This window comes from Bradyrhizobium sp. USDA 4454 (genome assembly GCF_054822705.1).
Genome location: NZ_JBTRCN010000001.1, coordinates 7740334 through 7755563 on the forward strand (window position 1 = coordinate 7740334; position 15230 = coordinate 7755563).

Here is a 15230-nt window from a genome sequence, read left to right on the forward strand (position 1 = left end):
GCATGTCGGCTTTGGGGTCAAAAGCTATCTATAGCGGTCTATCCGAGCGGAGTTTCCGCTCGGAACAAACGAACTGACGTGCAGGCGAACGAGTGGACCTTCGGCTACGGGCCATGCGGCATGTTCATGCACACGCTCAGGTCACGGTCTGGTGGGGATTTCCGCGTTTCCAAACGTAGTCGTGCAGCACAGCGAAACCAAAGACACATCCGATGATCGCTGCGTACATAGAGCCGAGAAGAAGAAGCCGTATCCAGCCCCAAAGGTCATGCGGGCTATTGAGCGGCAATTGTATCGCCGCCGCGCATGTGCCCTCCTGTACGGCGAATTGGGCGCTCGAAAGTTTTGACACCTCAGTGTCAACTGAGCCCAGTGTATAGGGGTCAACCTTGCAGTGAACCGGGCCTTGAGGGCTTGGTCGATCGAAGTCGAGAGTAACAACAACGTATCCAGAACCTTTTGTGCCGGAAACCTCGCGGTAGTTTGAGAAAAATCCCATTACGTGGGCGCGACTTTCCACCTTTAGCGTCTGGCTACCCACGTACGGTAGCACCCCAAAAAAGAATATGACTAGCCACGCCGCCAGCACAAACAGGATAGATGTGCGCACGGTTTTCATCGTGCCTCTTTGGTAGTCGCCTCTTCTCAATGCTACCACAACTAGATGCTCAGACAATAGCGCCTCTGCGCGGGTGCGGGTCACAGCTTCGTTCGCCGGCGCAAGCCTAGATCAGTTCCGCTGTCGGTCCAGAAGCGCCGGCGCGGTCGATCCGTCACCGCAGCCATCGCGGCTGCGCTCTCGTCGAACCTTCCGCAGCGTCAGCATCGCCGCGACTTGATCGATGCGGGTCTCTTTTCGCGCCTGCTCAGCCCTCGTCTTGCCACCTGCGCAGATCCGTCTGGTCATGATAGGCCATGCGGTCCGGCGTGGTGATGAATTCCATTGTCGTGCCCCACGGCATGCGGCAGTAGCAGACCTTGTTTCCAGGACCTTTCTCGGTTGCATAGGGAATAGCGCGCGGCGCGGTGAGGGGCGTGCCTCCCGCCTTCTCGAAACGCTCGACCGATGCGTCGATGTCGTCGGTGTAGACAGCGAAGTGCGTAATGCCGAAGTCGCTCGCCCGGATCGGCTTGGCTTGCTCGGGACCGTGCATTTCGAAGAGCTCGATATCGGGTCCGGTTCCGATCTTGACCATCGCCTGCGCGCGCACGACCGTGCCGGGAAAAGCGCCGACGGCCCGCTCGAATTCGGCTCCCTGCCGCGACGGATCCTGCGGTCCGAAGGACTGGTAGATCACCTGGCCGCCGAAAGCTTCCACCAGGAACGATTTTGCCGCTTCGATGTCGGGCACCGTGATGCCGATATGATTGACGCCGCGAATGACGGGTGCGGTCATGACAGGCTCCTTTGCTATTTGTGCGATCCATCGCGAGCACTGCGGGCGCAATTCGCCCGCAGCCTCGCGATCTGCCCGGCCCACGACGGCGCGGGCGCTGATTTTCAATTGGCCTTGAGGAACTCGATCAGGGCGGCTGCGACTTCATCCGGCCGCTCGTCCGCGACATAGTGGCTGCACCGCGCGATCGAGCCGCCCCTCACATTGCTGGCGAACTCCTTGAGCATCGGCACCATCTGCGCACCGAATCGCTGGTCCCCACCCAGGCCGAGCACCGGTATCTCGAGCGGTTGCTTCTTGTACTCGAGCGCAGTCGCATGATCGGCGGCGAAGGTGCGGTACCATTCCATGCCGCCACGCGTGCGGCCAGGAAGCGCCATCGCCTTGGCGTAGATCTCGATATCCGCCGGATTGAAGGTGCTGTGATCGTAGAACCGCTCCGCCATGAAGGTCGAAACGTAGTCATATTCACGGCCATGAATCAGGCGCTCGGGCAGGTCCCGGTTCATATGGAAGCTGAAGTGCCAGAGCCTTGCGGTCGTCGCCTCCCATCCGGTCCAGCCGGGAAGCGGAACGTCGAGGACGGCCAGGTGTGTAACAGCCTTCCGATGGATGGCGGCCTGCGGCAAGGCGACCATTCCGCCGATGTCATGTCCGCACACGGCGTAGCGTTCATGCCCGAGGGCAACCATCACTTCATGCGCGTCGCGCGCCATCGTTGCCTTGTCATAGCCGTCGAGGGGGCAGTCGGAAAAGCCCGCGCCGCGCAGATCCATGGCCACCACGCGGAAATGCTCGGCCAGCAGGGGCATCACCTTGTGCCATTCCCACCATGTTTCCGGCCAGCCGTGAAGCAGAAGGATCGGCGGGCCTGATCCTCCCGTGACGGCATTGATCTTGATGCCGTTCACCGGGACCAGCTGCTGGGTAAAGCCCTTCAAAGTTGCGATCATGATCGCTTTCCAGTCAGATGGTGACGTTCAAACGTAGCTCGTGGCCCGCGCTCAGGCCAGTGATGAGCCAATGTTTTCATTGCTTCTTCTCCGCGTTGTTTTCAGACGCCGTCGCCGCCCCGAACAGTCATATCAGCCATGATCGACCAGTCCTTCTCCCCGAGGCCCGCCGCGACAGCTTTGCTGAGCCCCTCGCGGACAGCTTCAAGCATCGGGAGCGTGCGTCCGATCTCGTTGCTGGCCTCGGTCGCCAGGCGCATGTCCTTGAGAGCGAGCCTGGCTTTGAAACCCGGCTCGAATGATCGTTCCGTGATCTGCGCGCTGTAGCTCTCATAGGCGCGGCCCGAGAACAGGGTGCCCAGGATGAGTTCAAAGAAATCCGCACGGTCGAGGCCGACGCTCTCGGTCAGCACGACACCCTCGGCCATCGCCTCGATAGCCATGGCGATCATCATGTTGCAGGCGAGCTTTGCCGTATTCGCCCGGGCGGGGTTCTCCCCTAACTTCCAGACCTTTTTGCTGAGGGGGGCGAGCAGCGGCTTGATCGCGGCAATTGCATCGGCTTTCCCGGCCGCCAGGATGTTGAGCTGGCCGCTCGCCGCTACGTTCGGTCGACCGAGGACCGGCGCGGACACATAGCCGAGGCCTGCCTCTTCGTGCAGGAGCTCCAATTGCCGCGCGAAAGCGACGGAGATCGTCGAGGTGACGACATGGGTCAGCCCTGGTTGCGCGCTTGCCAGCAAGCCGGCATCGAGGATCACCTCCTGAATGGCCGCGTCGTCGGACAGCATCGTGAAGACGGCGTCAGCCTGGAAAGCATCCGCCGCGAGCTCGACCAGCGTTACCCCGGGGACGCTATCCTGGGCGACCTTGGTCCGGTTCCAGGCCCGCACGTCATGGCCGGCCTTCACCAGGTTCAGGGCCATTGCCGAGCCCATACTGCCGAGACCGATAAATCCGATCTGCATGTTCTATCTCATGTTGTCCGGGTCAGAGCTGCGCGCCGGATCGGACGCACGCTGCCGGGCGATGGCAGGAACCTAGGTGCTTAGATTTGTTCTTTAACTGACATAATTGTACTGTCGGCGTTCAGTTTTGTGTGGGTCTCGAGATGGAGTGGAGTGACGTCAGAATCTTTCTTGCTGTTGCGCGATCCGGCACGCTCGGCGGCGCCGCACGTTCTCTTCGGACGAGCCATCCGACCGTCGGCAGGCGCCTTCGCGCACTTGAGCAGGCGATCGGTCACACGCTCTTCCAGCGCACAGCGGACGGTCTTGTTCTGACCGACGAGGGCCACGGGATCATCGCGCTGGCCGAGCAAATGGAAGAAGGCGCGCTGGCCATGGAGCGCCGGCTTGCGGGGCAGGAGCAGAATCTCAAAGGCAGTCTGCGCATTACGTCAGCGGACTGGTTCGGGGCCTATGTCCTGCCTCCTATCCTGGCGGATTTCTCGAAAGCCTACCCCAATGTCGACGTCGAGATCCTGACCGGCACGCGCCGGGTTAACCTTGCGCAACGGGAGGCCGACATCGCTTTTCGCATCGTTCCGTTCGACACTGCCGATGTTATTCAGCGGCGGCTGTTCAGGCTCGAATACGGCGTCTACATCGCCGAGGAGGCGGCTGATCCCACATATGGCGATGGGACCGGCTTCCGGCTGATCACCCATGACACATCCACGGGCCATTTCCCCGACATCGTGTGGCTCATCGAGAGTTTCCCCAACGCCAGACCGGTCCTTCGATCGAACAACCGCAACGTGCAGGGGCGCATGTGCAGGCAAGGCGTCGGCATCGCTGTCCTGCCGCGCGTGGTCGGCAATCAGATCCCGGGCATCCGCAGACTTGAACTGCCGACGCCGCCGCCAGCGCGCGACATTTGGATGGGATACCACCGGGACCTACGGCGTCTCGAGCGTCTTCGCGCGTTCATCTCGACGGTAGCGGACCATCTCGCGAACGCGACCGCATGATCTGCGGCCCGAGCGCAGCTTTCGCATTCAAACCGTTCGGGCGCTCGGTCTGAACTGCGTCAATGCGACACCAGAGATCGCCAGCAGTGCGCCAATCATCAACTTCGGGGTCATCGGCTCGCCAAGGAACAATGCGCTCGACATCAGGGCGAACACCGGGAGCAGCAGACCGAACGGGGCGACGCGGCCCATGGAGCAGCGCGCGATCAGCCAGAACCAAAGGCCAAATCCGACGATTCCTCCGATGAAGATCGTGTAGGCGAGCGCCAGCCATCCTCGTTCATCCGCGGCGAGGAGGCTCGCCACTTGTCCATATTCGAGCAGCAGCGACATCAACATCACCTGCGGCACCGTGAACAGCGACGACCAGCCCATCAACATCAAGGGGTCAAACGGGCCGTAGCGTTTCGTCAGCACGTTGGATACCGCGAACGCGAAGGCGGCTCCGACCACCAGCAGCAGCGGCAACCCGCTTGCCGACAGGCCGGGCTCCGCCCTCAACACCAGGACGCCGGCGAATGCGAGCAGCACCCCGGAGAGGGTCGTGAGAGACGGCCGCTCCGCCAGCAGCGGCCAGGCCAACAGGACGGTGAAGGGCGTGGAGAGCAGATATGCGACAGCCGTCATGCTTCCCGAGCCGAGCCCAAGGCCCACATAGAACAGCCCGAAGTTCAGCCCACCGAGAAAGAACGAGATCGCTGCGATCGGACGCAACTGTTCACGCGTGGGCCTCTTGACGAACGGAATCAGCAGCAGCGCAGTGGCCAGGAAACGCAGCGCCAGGAAGAAGAACGGCGGAAACTCCGTAACGCCCAATTTGATGACCACGAACTGGTAACCCCAGATCAAGGGAACGGCCACCGCGCAAATCGTCTGGATCGCAGACATCGTATTCTCCTTTAAAGACCGACTGGTCCAGATATCGGCGAGCCGATTGCGAGGACGGGCCCAGGATTTGCCTACCTGATGAAACGGTCGAGCAGAGCGTCGGCGGCGGCGGGCGTGATGGCTCCCGCGGACGCCGTCTTGCTGATGACGCGCAGCCCCTCAACGAAACAGACGAGAATGCGGGCGGCATTTGCAGGGTCGACACCATCGGCCAGCTTGCCCGCCGCCTTCGCACGGGAAAGCGCATCCGCCACCCGCGCCTCCATGACATTGAAAAAGCCCGCGATGCGACGATTGACGTCGGCGTCACGCCCGGCCAGTTCCATGGCTGTGGCGATCACCAGACATCCGCGCCGACCATGGGCGCCGCTCGTGCGCTCGACATATCCGGCGAGGTAGGCCCGCAGGCCGTCCACCGGATCCTTGCGCGGGTCCAGCTCGCTATCCAAGCGTGTCACGGCATCGTCGATGTAACGATCGAGCGCGCGCAGGAACAGCGAGTGCTTGTCGCCGAAGGCGGCGTAGAGGCTGCCACGCGAGAGCTTCGTCGCACGCAGAAGGTCCGGCAGCGCCGTGGCATGATAGCCGCGCGACCAGAACACGCCCATCGCGCGTTCGACGGCTGCGTCCTCATCGAAACTCCGCGGGCGACCGCGGGGCAATGGCGCCGAGGTTCGGTTGTTCATGGGGCAAATATAGACCGATCGGTCTTTAAATCAAGTGGCCGGCTCGTTCGTACGACGAATGCAACCTCATCGTCAGCGGTATCGGGACGACCGGTGCCGCATTGACCAGCGGTCGCCAGCGAATGGAATGTCGCACCGAGGCGACGAATTGGCCTGGGCATCAGGGTCAGCACGTGCAGTCATGAACTGCAAACGCGTCGGTTACGGATCGAGCGAGCCCACATAGGCGGCCAGTGCGATCACGTCCGCCGGCGAAAGCTTTTCGACAGCCTGTTTCATCGGGGCGCTTGCGGCTCCCGATCGGCCGCCGTGCTGGAATTCGTAGAGCTGACGCACGATGTAGGTCGGCGATCTCCCCGCAATGGCCGGAACGATGTCAGCGCCCTTCAAGTCCGGTCCATGGCAGAGATTGCAGGCGACGGTCGCGCCGGCTCCGCCGGTCTTTGCGAGCGCCTCTCCCTTGGCCAGGCTGCCGACCGGGACGTAAGCCGTGAATGTCGCTCGCGAGTCGCGAAGTTCGAACTGGTCGGTATCATCGGGCATCTCGACGATGCGCTGGCCGAGTATTTCGAGTCCTCCCTCCGGGCTCTTGACGTAAAACAGACGCGACGGTCCTGTTTTCGGAATCGTCTCCGTCTCCACGACCTTGACGATCCGCTTGCGGCCCAGCGCGGAGAAGTATTCCGCAGCGGAACGAATGTCGGCGTCCGTCATGCCCTTGACCGACGCCAGCATCAGTTGCGTCGCAGGCCTCTGAGGGCCCGACATCTTTCTCGCTCCGCTTCTGAAGTCGGCGATCTGCTGGACAAAATATGCGACTGGCAGACCGGCGAGGCTTGCATTTTCGGGTCCGCCGGTTCCCTCGACACGATGGCATGATCCGCACGCGCGAATCTCGGGTCTGCGGCCGTTCGCGACGATGTCAGGCATCGCGGGATGGTCATCCGGATGCCAGTCAGGCGCGACGAAGAGGTCCCGCGCCTGTTTCCAACTGAACATGGCGTCGCTACCTGGAAGCTTGTTGGGCGTATCGCTGGGCGGGGGCACCTGAACGGTCGGGTCCCACAAGAAGGCCCAAGCCGGAAACTCATCAGGCGCCTGGGCCACGGGTGAGCCAACAACGCCCTGCGTGAAACCATCGTCGCTGGCGGGAATCGCGATTGCCAGCAGGATCAACGCGCGCATCAAATGTCTTTTCAAGGAAATCAAGATTGCCTCCTGAAAAAAAGCCATAACTGGCCGACCTGAAGCTGTGAGCGCAGGAATGTCTGCGCCTCGATCACAATGATTTTCACGCAAATCTTCCGCGCGCCGACAACCTAGCCGTCCCGGGCTTGATGCGTACGAAAAACTTTGCGCGCATTCCGGGAAACCGAAAGATTAGCCGCGGCATCGCCAAACGGCAATCGCTGGGCAGGCGGCCGGGTCGGACCTCGCCCACCCGTGACACATGGTACGGAAGTAGGCTGGCGACGATTCTCCCGGTACGAATTTTTGGCAGCGCAACATACGGTTGTTAAGATTTTTCTGAGATTGTGCGGCCGGCGCTAATGCCTGGAGTTCCGCTGGTCCCATGTTCACGCTTCGATCGATTGCCGCCCGCCTGATTCTGGCGATTTCACTGACCGTTGCGGTCGCCTGCGCGATCCTCGGCGGCTTCTCTATCAGCCAGCAACGGGCGCTGACCCGGCTCGCGCTCGATCAGCAGCTCAAGCTACAATATGACAGCGTGATCGCGGCGATCGACTATGAAGGCCGCACCGCGCTCGCGGTCTCCGCCGTGATCGCCGCGCTGCCGCCGGTCGAGGATGCCATCGCCAAGGGCGACCGTGACGGCCTCGGCAAGCTGCTTGGCGCCCCCTGGGCGGCGATCAAGGCGCAGGGCATCCCGCTGATCTCGTTCTGGCAGGCCCCGGCGACCAGCTTCTACCGGGTTCACGTGCCGAAAACCTTCGGCGACGACGCCTCCGCGCGGCGCACCACGGTGGTGGAATCGATCAAGGCCGGCAAGCCGATCGTCGGCGTCGAGCCCGGTCGCGAGGCGCTTTCGATCTTCGGCATGACGCCGGTCGTGCGCGACGGCAAGACGCTTGGCAATGTCGACATCGGCGTCGCCTTCGGCAAGGAATTCGTCGACCGCGCCAAGAAGCGCTTCGGCATCGACCTCGCCGTGCATTCGTTCGACGGCCAGAGCTTCAGGCGGCTGTCGTCGACCTTCGGCGACGCCGCGGTCGCGACCCCGGACGAGCTCAAGAGCGTGATGAACGGCGCAGCCGTGCTGCGCGACGCTACGCTCGACGGCCATGCCGTGGAGCTCTATCTCGGCCAGATCAAGAATTATGCCGGCCAGCCGGTCGCCGTGCTCGAGATCATCAAGGACACCAGCGACTATGCGGCCGCGGCCGCGAGCGCGCAGCGCAACCTGATCCTCGGCGTGGTCGCGATCCTGGCGGCTGCCGTGCTGCTCGCGTTCCTGCTCGGCCGCGGCCTGTCGCGGCCGCTCGCCGCGATCACCGCGGTGATGAACCGCCTGTCGAGCGGCGACACCAGCGTCACGATCCTCGGCAGCGAGCGCCGCGACGAGCTCGGCACCATGGCGCGGGCGGTCGACGTGTTCCGCCGCAGCATGATCGAGACCTCTTCGCTGCGCGACGCGCAGGAGGCCGACAAGGTGAAGGCGGCGGCCGACAAGCAGGCCTTGCAGCGCCAGATGGCCGACCGGTTCGAGGCCGACGTCAAGGGCATGGTCGCCGCCGTGGCGCAGTCGTCGAGCGCGATGCAGCGCGTCGCCAATGAGATCACGACCAGCGTCAACGGCACCTCGGAACGGACCTCGGCGGCGGCCGCCGCGTCCGAGGAGGCGTCGGCCAGCGTCAATGCGGTTGCCGCCGCGACCGAAGAGCTGGCGTCCTCGATCACCGAGATCGGCCGCCAGGTCACCCATTCCAGCCGCGTCGCCGACAATGCCGTGGCCAAGGCGGCTGAAACCACCGAGATGGTGACGAGCCTTGCCGCGTCCGCCGAGAAGATCGGCGACGTGCTGCGGCTGATCAGCGCGATCGCGAGCCAGACCAATCTGTTGGCGCTCAACGCCACCATCGAGGCCGCCCGCGCCGGCGAAGCCGGCCGCGGCTTCGCGGTGGTCGCCGCCGAGGTGAAGGAACTGGCGAGCCAGACCGCGAAGGCGACCGACGAGATCGCCGGCCAGGTCGGCGCGATCCAGTCCGCCACCGGCAATTGCGTCAGCGCGATCGGCGACATCAGCGGCACCATCCGCGAGATCTCGGGCATCGCCACCGCGATCGCCGCCGCTGTCGAGCAGCAGGACTCGGCAACGCGGGAGATCGCCCGCAGCGTGCAGCAGGCGTCGTCAGGGACGCGCGAGGTCTCGAGCAATATCGCGGGCGCGAGCCAGGCTGCCGGCCAATCCCGCGCCCTCACCGGAAATGTGCTGGAAACCTCCGGCGAGCTCGGCGACCACGCCTCCGCACTGTCGCACAGCGTCGACACCTTCCTCGCCGGCCTGCGCAACGCGGCCTAGCTCTAGCGCGTCATGTGGGCGAGCCAGTAGTCAACAAAGCTGCTAGCGACAACACAAGTGTCGTCCCGGCGAAAGCGGGGACCCATAACCACCGCCGTTTGATTTGTAGCGAGCTGGGGCCACAGCTAGCTTCGACAACATGACCCTGTGGTAATGGGTCCCGGCCCCCGTGCGCAATTGCGCACTAGGCCGGGACGACGATGGAATTAGCGGTACGGCTGACGTGCGACGCCGTTCCAGGTCAACCTATTGCTTTGGCCGATCGCGCGAGACTTCAAGTCATGGCCAGGGCAGCGGCGGCGCCGAGCGATCCGCCTTGTCGTCCGGCGCCGCCCCGGACCGCCCCCACTTGGCCATGAACGGCATCTTCAGCAGCCCGGACAGCGATTGCTTCTCGGCATCGTCAAAACCGTCGAGGCCGTAGCGTAGCTCGGCGAAGCGCGGGCCGCGATTGTACGTGCCGCCGAGCCGGTCCCAGATCGAGAGCAGGTTGGCATAATTGCTGTCGGTCTCCGGCTGATGCCGCGAATGATGCATCTTGTGCATGTTCGGCGTCACGACGACGAGCCGCAGCCAGCGGTCGAGCCGCTCCGGCAGGCGGATGTTGGCGTGCTCGAACTGCGCGTTCAGCGCCGACAGCGTCAAGTAAGTGACCAGCACCCAGGCCGGCGTTCCGAACACGATGACGCCGGCGATGTGCCAGCCGATCCGCCACAGCGTCTCTCCGGGATGCTCGCGGAAGGCGGTGGTGACGTCGACGAAGCGGTCGGCATGGTGCATGCGGTGGAAGCGCCACATCCAGCCGAGCTTGTGCATCGAGATGTGGGCGAAATAGGTTCGAGCCCGACGATGCCGAGCACGAGCTGGTTCAGCGGCGACAGGCCGAGCCAGTGCGACAGGCCGAATTTCGCATCCAGCGTCCACTGCGCCGCCAGCGGCGAGATCGGGCTGAGCAGCAGGTTGACGCCGAGGAAGATCACGGTGATCGCGGCGTTGCGGCCGATGTTGCGCATCCGGTCACCGCGCGCGTAGCTGAAAAGCGGAAACGCGGCCTCGAACAGCAGCACGATCGCGAACGACGCGAGCAGGAACGCGATCCGCGCGCCGGTCGCCGGCAGCTCGACATTGGCGATCTCGCCTGCCCCCGGATGCCACAAAAGCTTTGCAAAGCCGATTATGCCGATTGCTCCTCTCTTTACAAAACGAATATTCGTTCTTTATAATGACGGCCAGCGATCGTCAAGCCTGCCCCCACGCCCCGCTTGGCAATGACCAAGGACCGACCATGCCGAAGGTGAAGGCCGAAACGCTCGCGATCCGCCGCGAGGAGATCTTGCAGGCCGCAGAAATCTGCTTTGCGCGCCAGGGATTTCACCAGACCACGATCCAGGACGTGATCAAGGAGTCCGGGCTCAGCGCCGGCTGCATCTACGGGCATTTCGCCGGCAAGGAGGAGTTGATCCGGGCGATCGGCGAAAGCCGCCATGGCCGCGACAGCGCGCTGCTCGCCGTGAAGGACCAATCGGACGATGTGTTGCAGAGCCTGCGGGCGATCGCCCGCGGCTTTCTCGGCGATTTGCAGAAGGAGGAAGGCCTGCGCGCCCGCCGCGTCGCCTTGCAGCTCTGGGCGGAGGCGCTGCGCGACGACGTGGTCCGCGACCAGGTGACGAGCGGCATCCGCCAGCCGATCGCCATGATCGTGGACCTGCTGCGGCGCGGCCAGAAGGGCGGCGCGATCGATCCTCAGGTGCAGCCGCGCGGCGCGGCGCGGGCGATGGTCGCGATGTTCCAGGGCATCGTGCTGCAACGGCTGTGGGGCGAGACCGTCTCGACCGCGGAGGCGATGCACGCCTTCGACATCTTCCTCGCCGGCCTGGCCGCCAGGCGCTGACGGGGATGCGATGATGATCCACGACCTCGTGCTCGGCATCGTCACCGGCCTTGCCGGCGGCCTGACCGCAGGCCTGCTCGGCGTCAGCCCCGGCGGCGGACTGGTGGTGTTCTCGGTATTGCTGCTCGGCGCCGGCCAGCATGTCGCGCAGGGCATCTCGCTGGTCGCGCAGGTACCGCCGACCAGCCTCACCGGGATCAGGCGCTATTGGCAGAGCGGCAACCGCACGCCGCCGCGCTGGATCGCGCTGCTGACTGTCGGCTTCGTCGCCGGCGGCGCAGCCGGCGCGCTCGCCGCCAACCATGTCGCCGAGCCCGCGCTGCGCTGGACCTATGTCGCATATCTCGTCGCGCTCGACGCGATGCTGATCCTGCGCGGCGGGCGCGACAAGACGCATGACGAAGCCAGCGGCGCGGTGCGCGACACATCCTCGCCGGCGTTGCTCATCGTCGGGCTGCTGGCCGGCCTGTCGTCGGGCTTTCTCGGCATCGGCGGCGGACTGGCAACCGTGGTGGGCTTGAGCGCCGTGCTCGCCATGCCGCAGCACCAGGCGCAGATGGCAAGCCTCGTGATGTCGCTGATCCCGACCACGATCCCGTCAGCCTGGATCTATTGGAACGAGGGCGCGCTCGCATCCTGGCCGGTGCTGGCAGGCGTGATCGCAGGCCTGCTCGCCGGCACCGACCTCGGCGCCCGCGCCGCCAACCGCATCGACCGCGCGACGCTGCGCGGCGCGATGATCTTCTTCGTGTCGCTGATGGCGATCTATATGACCTTCAACGCCCTGTGGTAGACAGGCGCGACAGTCCTGCCGCGAGGAGCTTCCATGCGCAAGCCGGCAACCTCTACCAGCAAGGTGACACGACGACCGCCGAAAAAATCAGGCGATGTGCTGTTCGACGCCTACCCTGCCCCGGTCAAGGCCAAGCTGCTGGCGCTGCGGCGGCTGATCTTCGAGACCGCGAAGGCGACCAAGGGCGTCGGCGCGCTGGAAGAGACGCTAAAATGGGGTCAGCCGAGCTATCTGACGCCGGAGACCGGCAGCGGCAGCACGATCCGGATCGATCAGGTGAAGCCGGCCGCCGACCAGGTCGCGGTCTACTTCCACTGCCAGACCAATCTGGTCGAGACGTTTCGCGAGCTCTATCCCGAGCTCAGCTACAGCGGCAATCGCGCGATCCTGCTCGACGTCTCCGGCAAGCTTCCGGAGGTCGCGCTGCGCCATTGCGTCGGGTTGGCGCTGACCTATCATTTGAACAAGGCGACGTGAAGCGTAATCAGATTAGGTGGAAGAGCGACGGCGGTGCGCTCCCTCGCCCCGTTCTTACGGGGAGAGGGTTGGGGTGAGGGGCCGTCTCCGCGCACTCGGTGATAGCTGCGTTCGCGGAGACTCCCCCTCACCCGGAACGCATCTAACGATGCGTTCCGACCTCTCCCCGCACGCGGGGCGAGGTAAGCGGAGCGCGACGCTCGATTCGAGGAACATTCTCGTTCTGGGTTTCCCTACGCCACCAGCGCCATCGCGACGCGCTGCGCCTTCAAGAGACTGATGACCTCTCCGTTCGGCCGGGCGCGGCTGAACAAAAAGCCCTGGCCCTCGTGGCAGCCTTCGGCGCGCAGGCAGCTCAGCTCCGCCTCGGTCTCGACGCCCTCGGCGGTGATGGTGACGCCGAGCCCGACGCCGAGGCTGACGATCGAGCGCACGATCGCCTGCGCGTCCGGGTTGGCACCGAGGTCGCGCACGAAGGACTGGTCGATCTTGATCTTGTCGAACGGAAAGCTGCGCAGATAGCTGAGGCTGGAATAGCCGGTGCCGAAATCGTCCATCGACATCCGTACCCCGAGCGCGCGCAGCGCATGCAGCGTCGCCAGCACCTGGCTGCTCTTTTCGAGCAGCAGCGTCTCGGTGATCTCGAGCTCGAGCCGCCGCGCCGGCAGGCCGGATTGGCGCAGCGCGTCGGTGACCAGCGCCAGCAGATTGCCGGTGCGGAATTGCAGCGGCGACAGATTGACCGCGACGCGCACGTCGTCGGGCCATTGCGCCGCGTCCATGCAGGCGCGATGCAGCATCAGCGAACCCAGCGGATTGATCAGGCCGGTCTCCTCGGCCACCGGAATGAACTCGCCCGGCGAGATCATGCCGCGCTCCGGATGCGGCCAGCGCACCAGCGCCTCGAAGCCGGTGATGCGCCCGCTCGCAAGATCGACCAGCGGCTGATAATAGGGTTGCAGGCCTTCGTTCTGGATCGCATCGCGCAGATCGATCTCGATCTTGCGGCGGCTTTGCGCCCGCGCATCCATCTCCGCCTCGAAGAACGAGAAGGTGCCGCGGAATTCGCTCTTGGCGCGCGACAAGGCCATGTCGGCGCTCTTCAGCAGCTTTTCGGAATCCTCGCCGTCGCCGGGCGACATCGCGATCCCGATGCTGGCGCCGACCACCACCGAATTCCCCTCGAGCAGATAGGGCTCGCCGATTGCGTCGAGGATCCGGCGCGCCAGCAGCACGGCGTCCTCGGGCCGCATCACGCCGCCCTGCACGATGGTGAACTCGTCGGAGTTCAGACGCGCCAGCGCATCTTCGTCACGCAGCGTCGAGCGCAGCCGCTTGGCGACGGCGCGCAGCAGCTTGTCGCCGATGCCGTGGCCGAGCGTGTCGTTGACCGCCTTGAAATTGTCGAGACCGAGCATCAGCACCGCGACCTTGTCGGTGGAGCGGCGGGTATGCTGCAGCATGTCGTCCATCTGCTGGCGTAGCAGATTGCGGTTCGGCAGGCCGGTCAGGCTGTCGTGCTGCGCCATAAAGGCGAGCCGTGCCTCGGCGCGCTTGCGCTCGGTCATGTCCATCAGCGCCAGCAGCATCGCCGGCTGGTCGCCATGCATCAGCTGGCGCGAATAGATCGCGAGATCGATCAGCGTGCCGTCGGCACGCACATGCTTCCAGGTCCGCGCGGCCTGCTCGTCGCTGCTGCGGCCGGCGGCCCAGGGCAGCTCGGCATCGAACGCCTGCAGGCTCCTGATCGTCATCTTCTCGAATTCGGCGCGCACATAACCATAATGCGCGATCGCGGCGTCGTTGACCGCAAGGATCCGCTCGCCATCGAGCGCGCACAGGATCATCGGCACCGGATTGCCGTCGAACAGCAGGCGGAACGAGGCCTCGCGCTGCTTCAGCTCGGTGATGTCGACGCGCAGCCCGACGATGCCGCCGTCCGAGGTCAACCGCTCCTCGATCAGCACCACGCGGCCGTCGGCCAGCACCTGCTCGTGCCGCTCGCCCGGCTGGTACATCTTCCTGAGCCGCTCGGCGATCCACTCTTCCTCGCGCCCGATGGCCTCGGGATAGTCGCCGCGCGCGACACCGACGCGGATCGTATCCTCGAGACGCGCGCCGTGCTCGAACAGGTCGGAGCTGCGCTTGTAGATTTCCGCGTATTTCTTGTTCCAGAGCAGATAGCGGCCTTCCGAGTCCAGGAACACGATCCCCTGCGGAAGGATGTCGACCGCCTCGCGCAGCCGCGCATTGGACTTGCGCGCCTCGGCGATCGCGGCCTCGGCCTGCGCGCGCTGGCGGACCAGCTCGCCGATCTCGACGGCGGTGCGGCGCGAACCGCCCGACACTCTCGGTATCGGCTTGGGCCGGCGGCCCCGCGGGCCCGACAGTTTGGCCTGTTTTGGCTTCTTGATCTTCTTCGGCCGCATCATCGGCATCGCACGCCCCACGCGCATTCCAGTTCGGCGATACTTCTGCGATAAGTCTCTGAAAAATTGGTATCTCTTGGCGATCTCTTGGCGAAGAGGCGCGCTCGATGAGAAACGCCGGGCATGCCTGCTTTGCAGGCGAATCCGCACATCGCGCGCCTTGCGCCCGCCGCGCAGGCGGCATGCTGCGCCTATTTGCTGCG

15 protein-coding genes are annotated in these 15230 nt (G+C 64.5%); 6 read left to right on the forward strand and 9 right to left on the reverse strand.

What is annotated here, in order from left to right; genetic code table 11:
- Positions 1-136: 136 nt before the first annotated feature.
- The 4 genes from ACVIW0_RS36025 to ACVIW0_RS36040 form a co-directional block, all read right to left on the reverse strand.
- Positions 137-619: a hypothetical protein gene (locus ACVIW0_RS36025; protein ID WP_461356665.1), complete on the reverse strand. Its 483-nt coding sequence runs from the start codon at positions 617-619 to the stop codon at positions 137-139.
- A gap of 247 nt (positions 620-866) precedes the next feature.
- Entirely contained in the window at positions 867-1397 is a 531-nt protein-coding gene (locus ACVIW0_RS36030; RefSeq protein WP_461356666.1) for a VOC family protein, read from the reverse strand.
- A 104-nt stretch (positions 1398-1501) separates the two neighbouring features.
- The gene (locus ACVIW0_RS36035) at positions 1502-2350 is read right to left on the reverse strand and encodes an alpha/beta fold hydrolase (protein ID WP_461356667.1); all 849 of its coding nucleotides are present in this window, start codon (positions 2348-2350) and stop codon (positions 1502-1504) included.
- A gap of 101 nt (positions 2351-2451) precedes the next feature.
- A complete protein-coding gene (locus ACVIW0_RS36040) occupies positions 2452-3318 on the reverse strand; it encodes an NAD(P)-dependent oxidoreductase (RefSeq protein WP_461356668.1) in 867 nt (288 codons plus the stop codon).
- Positions 3319-3461: 143 nt separating this feature from the next.
- Between ACVIW0_RS36040 and ACVIW0_RS36045 the strand changes: the two genes are divergently transcribed.
- Positions 3462-4322, forward strand: a complete 861-nt coding sequence (locus ACVIW0_RS36045) for a LysR family transcriptional regulator (protein ID WP_461356669.1) — start codon at positions 3462-3464, stop codon at positions 4320-4322.
- Positions 4323-4349: 27 nt separating this feature from the next.
- Here ACVIW0_RS36045 and ACVIW0_RS36050 read toward each other — a convergent pair whose 3' ends face one another.
- From ACVIW0_RS36050 to ACVIW0_RS36060, 3 genes are all read right to left on the reverse strand, one after another.
- The gene (locus ACVIW0_RS36050; protein ID WP_461356670.1) at positions 4350-5210 is read right to left on the reverse strand and encodes a DMT family transporter; all 861 of its coding nucleotides are present in this window, start codon (positions 5208-5210) and stop codon (positions 4350-4352) included.
- A 71-nt stretch (positions 5211-5281) separates the two neighbouring features.
- Positions 5282-5818 carry a TetR/AcrR family transcriptional regulator gene (locus tag ACVIW0_RS36055; protein ID WP_461356671.1) on the reverse strand — a complete coding sequence of 179 codons (537 nt, stop codon included), beginning with the start codon at positions 5816-5818 and terminating at the stop codon, positions 5282-5284.
- Between the two features lie 279 nt (positions 5819-6097).
- The gene (locus tag ACVIW0_RS36060) at positions 6098-7129 is read right to left on the reverse strand and encodes a c-type cytochrome (protein WP_461356672.1); all 1032 of its coding nucleotides are present in this window, start codon (positions 7127-7129) and stop codon (positions 6098-6100) included.
- Between the two features lie 340 nt (positions 7130-7469).
- On the opposite strand from ACVIW0_RS36060, the gene ACVIW0_RS36065 reads away from it, so the two are divergent.
- Complete coding sequence (locus ACVIW0_RS36065; RefSeq protein ID WP_461356673.1) at positions 7470-9437, forward strand: methyl-accepting chemotaxis protein; 1968 nt, start codon at positions 7470-7472, stop codon at positions 9435-9437.
- 279 nt (positions 9438-9716) lie between these two features.
- On the opposite strand, the gene ACVIW0_RS36070 is transcribed toward ACVIW0_RS36065, so the two are convergent.
- Positions 9717-10253 (reverse strand): sterol desaturase family protein, encoded by a 537-nt coding sequence (locus tag ACVIW0_RS36070; protein WP_461356674.1) that lies wholly within the window; start codon positions 10251-10253, stop codon positions 9717-9719.
- A gap of 74 nt (positions 10254-10327) precedes the next feature.
- Between ACVIW0_RS36070 and ACVIW0_RS36075 the strand changes: the two genes are divergently transcribed.
- The 4 genes from ACVIW0_RS36075 to ACVIW0_RS36090 all read left to right on the forward strand — a co-directional run bounded on the left by ACVIW0_RS36075 (position 10328) and on the right by ACVIW0_RS36090 (position 12598).
- Positions 10328-10660 carry a hypothetical protein gene (locus ACVIW0_RS36075; RefSeq protein WP_461356675.1) on the forward strand — a complete coding sequence of 111 codons (333 nt, stop codon included), beginning with the start codon at positions 10328-10330 and terminating at the stop codon, positions 10658-10660.
- 62 nt (positions 10661-10722) lie between these two features.
- Positions 10723-11328, forward strand: coding sequence for a TetR/AcrR family transcriptional regulator (locus ACVIW0_RS36080; protein WP_461356676.1), 606 nt, complete (start codon positions 10723-10725; stop codon positions 11326-11328).
- Between the two features lie 10 nt (positions 11329-11338).
- Positions 11339-12121 carry a sulfite exporter TauE/SafE family protein gene (locus ACVIW0_RS36085; RefSeq protein ID WP_461356677.1) on the forward strand — a complete coding sequence of 261 codons (783 nt, stop codon included), beginning with the start codon at positions 11339-11341 and terminating at the stop codon, positions 12119-12121.
- Between the two features lie 33 nt (positions 12122-12154).
- Complete coding sequence (locus ACVIW0_RS36090; protein WP_461356678.1) at positions 12155-12598, forward strand: DUF1801 domain-containing protein; 444 nt, start codon at positions 12155-12157, stop codon at positions 12596-12598.
- A 233-nt stretch (positions 12599-12831) separates the two neighbouring features.
- On the opposite strand, the gene ACVIW0_RS36095 is transcribed toward ACVIW0_RS36090, so the two are convergent.
- Positions 12832-15036, reverse strand: coding sequence for a putative bifunctional diguanylate cyclase/phosphodiesterase (locus tag ACVIW0_RS36095; protein WP_461356679.1), 2205 nt, complete (start codon positions 15034-15036; stop codon positions 12832-12834).
- Between the last annotated feature and the right edge of the window lie 194 nt (positions 15037-15230).